The organism is Proteiniclasticum sp. (assembly GCF_032054185.1).
GTDB lineage: Bacteria > Bacillota > Clostridia > Clostridiales > Clostridiaceae > Proteiniclasticum.
In genome coordinates this window covers 99,858-108,321 of sequence record NZ_DAMBTF010000011.1, presented here as the reverse complement: position 1 = coordinate 108,321, position 8,464 = coordinate 99,858, and the positions used below count along the sequence as shown (strand labels likewise).

At 37.3% G+C, this 8,464-nt stretch carries 2 protein-coding genes; both read left to right on the top strand.

Annotated features, from left to right (window positions below):
• Window positions 1-609: 609 nt before the first annotated feature.
• Window positions 610-3,732, top strand: a complete 3,123-nt coding sequence (locus RTX25_RS08220; RefSeq protein ID WP_312652602.1) for a helicase-related protein — start codon at window positions 610-612, stop codon at window positions 3,730-3,732.
• 1 nt (window position 3,733) lies between these two features.
• The gene (locus RTX25_RS08215) at window positions 3,734-8,371 is read left to right on the top strand and encodes a sacsin N-terminal ATP-binding-like domain-containing protein (protein WP_312652600.1); all 4,638 of its coding nucleotides are present in this window, start codon (window positions 3,734-3,736) and stop codon (window positions 8,369-8,371) included.
• Window positions 8,372-8,464: the final 93 nt, after the last annotated feature.

The following is an 8,464-nucleotide window of genomic DNA, read 5'->3' as shown; positions in this document are numbered from 1 at the left end:
AGTTTGCGGACACTGGACACCGTCAGTTTTCAGACATTTAAATTCAGCATTAACAGTTTGATTGTAAAAATAATCTCAATATTATAAAATATAGTTTAAGGGACTTATTACAAACATTAATGAATACATATTTGAGGATGAGAAATATCTTTTAAAGTCTCTTTTTTTACGTATAAATGTATTCGTTTACAAAAAATAATTGATAATTACATAAAAGATTGGAAGTTGCGTTTTGGTGAATGTAATAATGATTACCATAATGATTCAAATGATGTTTTATTAAATAGATTGAGAATATTACTATAACAACTTTCAATTGAAGGATAGATTCTATACTGGTTACCGAGAATATTTTATTGGATTGCAATTGAAAGATTAGCTGGGATGTAGTTTATTCGAGAAGTCCATATTAGAAAGAGGTGGCAGAATCAGAAGTACTGTTCAGGTATACGAGATTATTTGGTCTATATCAGTACCAAAACTGTAAAATCCAAAACTGCTCTTAAAATGTTTGGCAAAGGAAAACCAGTCAAGTGGGTAAAAGAGAAGGCTCTCTTGTAACATCCCTGTTGATGAAAAATAGAATGCAATGAAAGAGGGGTTAGTGTATTGAGTATAAATCCGAAGTTTGAGGTTGGAGATAACGTAAAGTTAGTCACTTCCGGTAAAATTGGAACAATCAATAAAGTGATAAAAGGAAATTCTGAGTATGCATATAAAATTATGATCGATGGTGTATCAAAAACACTCAATGAGAAATATCTTGAGCTTTATGCAGATACAGAAAATGAGATTGTTCAGATATTTGAGTCGGGTTTGTTCGGTAATGCAGATGACCTGGCGCTATTTGAAACCTGGTTCAGACTGAAGAAACCTATTGAGGGGAATCTATACAGTTATCTTGGAAGCAGGACTCTCTTTAATCCTTATCAGTTCAAACCCCTATTAAAATTTATATCTCCAAGCTCTGAAGAAAGGCTTTTCATTGCTGATGAAGTCGGTGTGGGAAAAACTATAGAGACAGGATTACTTCTGATGGAGCTTCTGGCAAGAGGTAGGATTGACAGGAATCAGCCAGTTCTAATTGTATGTCCAAATGTCCTTGGACCTAAGTGGGTAAAGGAAATGGATAGTAGATTTAATCTTAAGTTTCATCTCCATGACGGTAAAAGTCTTGAGAATATGTTCAAAATACTAAGAGAAAGTAAGCATATGCAGAACCCCTGGGGAATAGTCAGTATTCAGCTTATAAGAACAGCTAAATTTATGAAGTATTTAGAAGAGTTTGCGGCAAGCAGATTGGATCCTTTATGGTCACTTGTAGTAGTTGATGAGGCTCACCATATGAGAAACAATGGAACGGAGAGTAATCAGGTTGGACATCTGATGAGTGCATTGGCTCAGATGATGGTTATGCTAAGTGCTACACCACTGAATCTGAGAGATGAAGATCTGTTTAATCAGATGAATATTTTAAATCCTGCACTCTTTCCAGATAAGCAGACATTTGAAGCTCTTATTGCGCCAGTAAAATCTCTGAATAAAATTCGGAGACTCATTTCAATGCGTGACATGAAATATAATGGAGAAATCTCCAGAGAGATCCATCAGTTATCATCTGAAGGGGTTGGAATGATTATCAGAAGTCATTCTGGTGTCTTGGAACTTGAAGCCAGAATTAATGGAAGTCGACAGTTAAGTAGTGAAGAGGTTGCTTATTATGACCGAATGCTTACTTCCTTAAGCCCTCTGGATAGCTCTTTCACAAGAACGTTGAAAAGGGAGTCCATGAGTCACCGAGTTACTAGAGATGTCATTAAAGTACCTGTTCAGTTAAGTGAAAGGGAGTATGCCTTCTATCTTAAAACCATTGAAGCCGTTCAGGAAGCTTATCTGGAGATGGGAGGAAATCCTGTCGCTCTCGGTTTTATAACCAATATGCCTATGAGAATGCTTACCAGTTCCATCCCAGCTATGAAAGATTACTTGCATTGGGCGGTTGAATCAGACCAGATTGTTGAGGATAATCCTTTTGATGAAGAAGATGAAGATGAGATCATACAGCATCGACTTAGTCCTGAGCTGAGGAAAATCTTCAAACAGCTGATAGAGGAAAGCGCGATTCTCGCGCATGAAGATACTAAAATGGATAAGCTTGAAGAAGTGGTTGATCGAATGATGCTTGAGTTGGATAACAAGCAGATCATAATCTTCTCTTTCTTTAGAAGAACACTGAAATATCTTAAGGAAAGACTTAATAAGCAAGGCTATCGGGCTGAAATCATATCTGGAGAGGTTCCTCTGACGACCACTAACGGTGTGACTGGTCGATATGAAATCATGGAAAAATTCAAGAATAAAGAAATTGATATACTGTTATCAAGTGAAGTCGGAGGAGAAGGTCTTGATTTCCAATTTTGTCAGGCTCTCATAAATTATGATATGCCATATAACCCTATGAAAATAGAACAAAGAATAGGACGACTCGACCGTTTCGGGCAGATGGCAGATAAAGTCATCATCGCGAATATGTACCTTAAAGACACAGTGGATGAAAAAATATACCATCTACTATATGACAGAATACAGCTTATAGAGGACAGTGTCGGATTTATGGAACCGATTATTGGTCAGCAGCTGGCAGATCTTCAGAAGGGGATATTTGAAAACTCTCTGACAGAAGAACAGATTGAGAAACGAACATTAGAAATTGAAATTGCACTGGCGCAGTCTAAAATTGAGAATGAAAGATTTGAAAATGGAAGAAACGAACTTCTCGGTGAAGACAAAATTTCAGAGACTATTGCGAATATGACCATGACCGATTTCGTGAAACCTGTAGACTCCATGAGACTGACTAAAATTTTTCTGGAAAATCTGGATAACTGCCATTTCACGGAAATTGAAGAAGATTTCTGTGAAATAACCGTAAGCCCTTCCTTGTCTGTAGATATAGAAGAATACGCAAAGCTTCCGGGATGTGAACATTCACTGGAGGAACTCCAACCTTTGCTTAAGAAAAAGAACAAAGTCCCTGTGGTGTTCAATGGGCAGAAATCGCTCGAGAGACCAGGCGCTGTGTTTCTTCCGCCTTCAGGACACTGGATGAAATTCATATTGGGATATATGGAGCAGAATGAGCGGATATTTAAAGTGTTTCAGCTGAAAGGCGGAGGTTCGGATTTTGGCCTAGATTTTGGTGAGTACTTTGTTCCGATTTTTGAAGTGGAATTCGACGGATTCAGAAAAGAACTTAATCTATCAGCAGTACCAATAAATCTTACTACAAATGACATTCCTGATCTTGATTTCACGTCCTTTATGAGGTTACTTGGACACAAGTCATATGGGGAAGGTAAAGTTATTGTAAATCCAGATGATTTGGAAGATATTCTGGATAATACGAGAAATGCGCTTGAACTTCAAATGGAAACCAAACTAGAAAATTTTAGAAATCAGAACAGATTTATTATCGAGAGCAAAGTTAATTCACTTAGAAAGGGATACGAAGTTCGTCTTGAGAGAATGGAAAAAAGGTTGGACAATCATATTCTTTCATCAAATCGAGAGGGCAGAAGCCCAAGTGAAGAATTTATTCGATTGTTAAATGGACAGATTGAAAAGGATAAAAAAAGAACGGAAGACAAAATCAGCAGATTGCAGGATAAGGATGACCTGATACTAAGTATATCCTTAGCTGGGATAGCTTTACTTGAGATTGGAGATGAGTGAGTTGGAATTTAACATAGAATTTGAGAAAAAGAGAGTTCTTGATGAAATCAGGAAAAGTGAACCTGGATCTGCAGCTTTGGAAAAACTCCGGTACGTGCGAGAGAAAATGGACTGGGCTATTGAAGGCTACAGAAACTCACTCACAATTCTTAGTGACACCACTTATGAGGACCGCAAGCACTTTCTCATGGAACTGATTCAGAATGCAGATGATGCTGATTATGGAGACAGGACTCCGGAGATACATTTTCATGTCACTGATGAAGGGTTGGAGATATATTACAACGAAATCGGATTTACGGTTGAAGACATAATTTCTATCACTGATACAGGTGCATCTACTAAAAAGTCTAAAAAGAGCAATTCGACCAGCTTTATAGGTGAAAAGGGAATAGGATTCAAATCTGTCTTTGCTTTGGCTGAAACTGTAGAAATACATAGCGGGCCATGGCATTTCCTCCTTGGGAAAGATCAGTGTATTGTACCAAAAGCAGTTGATGTTCAGGAAGTGGGTTGTGGAACGAGGCAGATTATACGGTTTACCGATTCACACGTAACAGAGGAGATATATAAGGAACTCAAACGATATATTAGCGGAGAAGCAGAAACCTTTATTTATCTTCAGAAGATATCAAAGTTTGTTCTGGTTGATAAAAGAAAAGAGAATTATGAAAAACATGAAATTGAAATTATCCCTGCAGACCGATCAGGAGACAGATTAACACTCCGAATGCTTAATACTGGAGAAGAAAGAGAGTTTCTCCTTTATAGCGAAAACATACATTTCAGTGAAGAACTGGTTGCATCCAGATGGGAGAAAATTGGAACCAGCCTTGGCAGTGTAGACAGAAAAGTGGTCCTTGCAGCAGCTATGAGTGGAACCAAAGTTAACGATCAGGGCAGACTTTTCTGCTACCTTCCAACATCTGTATCATTACCGCTTCCGGTGTATATGCAGGTAGATGGGGTAACTAAAGCTGACAGAGAAAGAATCCATGATCCTCAAAATAATCTCTGGAATAAGCATCTTCTCTCAGAATTACCTGATATTATCGCCAGAGCAATTACACATTGGTCTAAAGTGATTGATTCACCAGAAATATTCCAGAGATTGATACCCATCAACGATGGAAGCGATCAGCTATATTATGTGTTTTTCATGGCAAGGAGAGCACTGAAAAATCAGGCCTGGGTTAAAACCTTTGGTATGGATTCGAAGTATCAGATCGCGGATTATGTAATGGGATTTCCACCTTATATCAATGAACTATTTTCTGAATTCCCTGAACTTGCGAATGGATTTGACAAACACCTGAAAAAATATATTCTTCATCACGACTGGTACAACAACATTGACTTAAGAAAAAAGCTGGGTATGTGTGGCGTAGAATTTGCTTCGGATATAAAAATATTGAGTGCGCTTAGGAATATTGAATTGCCAACTGATCTAACACAGAAAAAAGAAAAGCTGTTAGGTCTTTACCGGTTTATGATAGAGATTTTAGAAAATAGACATTCATCAATCAAAAATCCGGGTGAGAGTTTCATAAAACTTAAAACTGATTCTATTAAAGAGCTGAAAATTTTCCCTATAGAAAATCATGGGTTCAGATCACTAAATAGTGATAAGATGACTTACTATTCTCTATCTGAAGAAGGTAACTTACTCTCGAGTAACGCTATGATAATTGATCCATCGTATCTAAGGATCAACAAAACTGCAAAAGATGAATCAGAGACAATTTCAGAGGAAGAGAAACTTGATATCAAGCTTGCTGAAACATTGTTAAGTCTTATGAAACTGCTTGGCATCAGTGAACTTTCTGATGAAATAGTGCTTTCTGATTTTATTATCCCAGAGCTGAAGAGCAAGTGGTATATAGCACCTGAAAAGCGTATTGAAAAGCTCATCAGTGTTTTTGATTACTATAGCAATAAACTGCAAACATCACGAACAAACAAAGTGCTCTTTAGCGTTTTTGATAACAATCGCAGTAAACTGCAGACCGCACGACCAAGCAGAAAATATTTGGAGGGAATGGAGGAAATATGGCTCTACGGAAAAGATAACAATGTTTATCAGTTGAAGGAACTTCTGATTCCGGACTTCTTGCGAATATCAGATGTAGAAGAAATCTATGATCAATTCGGTCTGGAACAGATTTCTATACCTGCAACACACAAGAACAGAATTATAGAAGATAAAAAACTTTTTCACGATTTTTTAGTGGAATGTGGGGTAAGACACAAGCCTGTTTATCATATGATAAAAGAAGAATATGTAGATGCAGCAGATTTCAGAGAGTCTGATCCACATCGCTTTGATATCTGGAGAAAGCGAATAAAGAATGATTATACTTTAGGGAATAGAGTTACAGTAGAGAGAGTTGTGCTTGACGAAACTGATCAGAAAATTATCCGTAAGGGTGTATTCTCAGAGGGATACGAAAAGTATCTTTATAGTGTCTGGCTAGAACACTTCCAAAACAATGAGATCAATGATTATTCCTATTATTATAAAGGAAAGGCAATACCAGGTTACTTTTTAGTAATTTATAAAAGAAACGAGAGAAGGTGTATTCAGTTAAAAGATCTTGACTGGGCAGGCGTTGAGAAGAAAGATGTTCCGCTTAAACTATTTAATGGGGATATATCCCACAGTTCCAATGCTTTTATACTGTTGAACCATATTGACCGAAGACTCCAGTATCTTTATGAATTTTTAAGAGGGGTGGTCCGTGAGGATGTTTACTATCCACATCTATCATACAGCAGCCTTTATCTTGAGACTCTGGAGATACGAGATCTGAATTATCGTGACCTTGAAGTATTGTGGAATAAGGTGAGTGAAAACAGATTTGGAGATATTATCGATTTCGTTTCACTCATGATTTCTTCAAATGTCTCATATGATGAAATTCGGATACTCAATAAGAATACGGGAAGGCTGACAGACCTTAAAAAGTTTAAATTAGGTCAGATAAGTATTGATGATGATCCATTGATAGAAGAACAGTATGGCGAATCAGGGAAGAAACTCGGAGAGATATCTGGTCTTGCGAAAGGTGGAACAATCGAATCCTATATAGGGACAATAACATCACTATTAACGGAAACTGAACTTGGTGAAGCAACGATAAAACGGATGATAAATTTACTTCAGGAGTGGAATACGTATAAAGCTGATGAGAAAATGCTCATTATAGATGAGTTTAGGGTGGAAATTAAAGCTGAAAAGCCACCAATACTGATTCTGGGAGAGCCTGAACTTTATCAGAACTTCTTAAATAGCAACGTCAGATGTGTTCTGATACCTGAGGATTTCATTAAGACCGATAAAAGTATCCTGTACAGAGCTGCAGGAGAAATCGGATTTATCCTGCCTGACAGTTTTGGCAAGCTGGAGATTGTCGGAAGTGCAGTGATCAGCAGAAGTTTACTTGAGAAATGCAAGACGATATTGAATAGTTACGTCAATCTTATTGAAGCAATGGAGATTGACAGACTTGATGATAAGCTGAAAATATTTGGCGGTATTAAGACAGTCCTTACGCACGTCATATTAGGATTCTCTGCATATCGAGAGGAAACAGGCTCAGGTGTATCATATGTTGTTAAACTGCCATACAAAGATCCTGATACTAATAGAATTGTAATAGAGAATACACTGAGCGAGTATAAAATCATTAGGGAGATTCTCTTGATGGTTGAATTCGCACCAAAAAGAAATGTCGATCAGGATCTTAGCGAGATAAGAAAAAGTCAGGAAAGACAGCAGCGTACACAGGAGAGTATTGCTAAAGCCGAAGCAGGACAAAGAAACAGTACTCCTGATTTAGAGACTCATCACACTGATATTGTAGATTTAAATGAAGCTGCAGATCCTAATGAAATTATTCAAGATAGAGTTGAGAAAAAGGATTTTGAAAAGGTTGAAGTAAATGTCTCACAGAATGTGGATGCAGTAGTATCTATATTAAAGGATAAACTATCAGGCAGCACTGCTTTGAGAAATGAATCTGAAATGACAAGCTGGAAGCTTGGACCAGATCCGGAAGAAGAACTTGAAATTAGGGAAGCACTCATCGAGAATATTGCACATTCATTGAACCAAGGTCCTGAAGTTTACAAGAAAAAGCTGAGGGATGTGATCAAGACCAAAAAAATGTACAAGGGAACTGAACTGGCTATTGATGAATCTTTAATTGATAAGGGTGGTATTGATCCTCGAGCATTTCTTGAAGCGGAATATGACTGCAGATGCCAGGTGTGCGGAAAACAGATAGTTTTTGATTCTGGTAAGAAGTGGATCAGCGTATATCACATACAGGAGAAAAAAGAAGGCGCATGGTTTTACGACAGACCTTTCAATATACTAGGATTATGTCCAAATTGCTATACAATGGCAAAATACAGCGGCAACCGGGATTTTAGTCAGCTTCTTTCAGTAGCTCAGGATGTTGTTGAAGGTGAGGCATTTGCAGAATCTGTTTCTAGTTTTGGCGGTGATTACTATCTAGTAGATGTTGTACTGGATAATAAGAATTATCAGATGAAGCTCAGTAAAGTTCATATGAATTATTTTGCAGCATTAGTTGAGTTAGAAGATAAATCTGAATATACAATTGAAATGCATTAAGTACCATAAGAACTGGAATACTACGTCAGTATAAATAGAGGTCTATGTTCTAACTCTACTGTTACTTAATGTTGATAATTACAAGGGAGAACT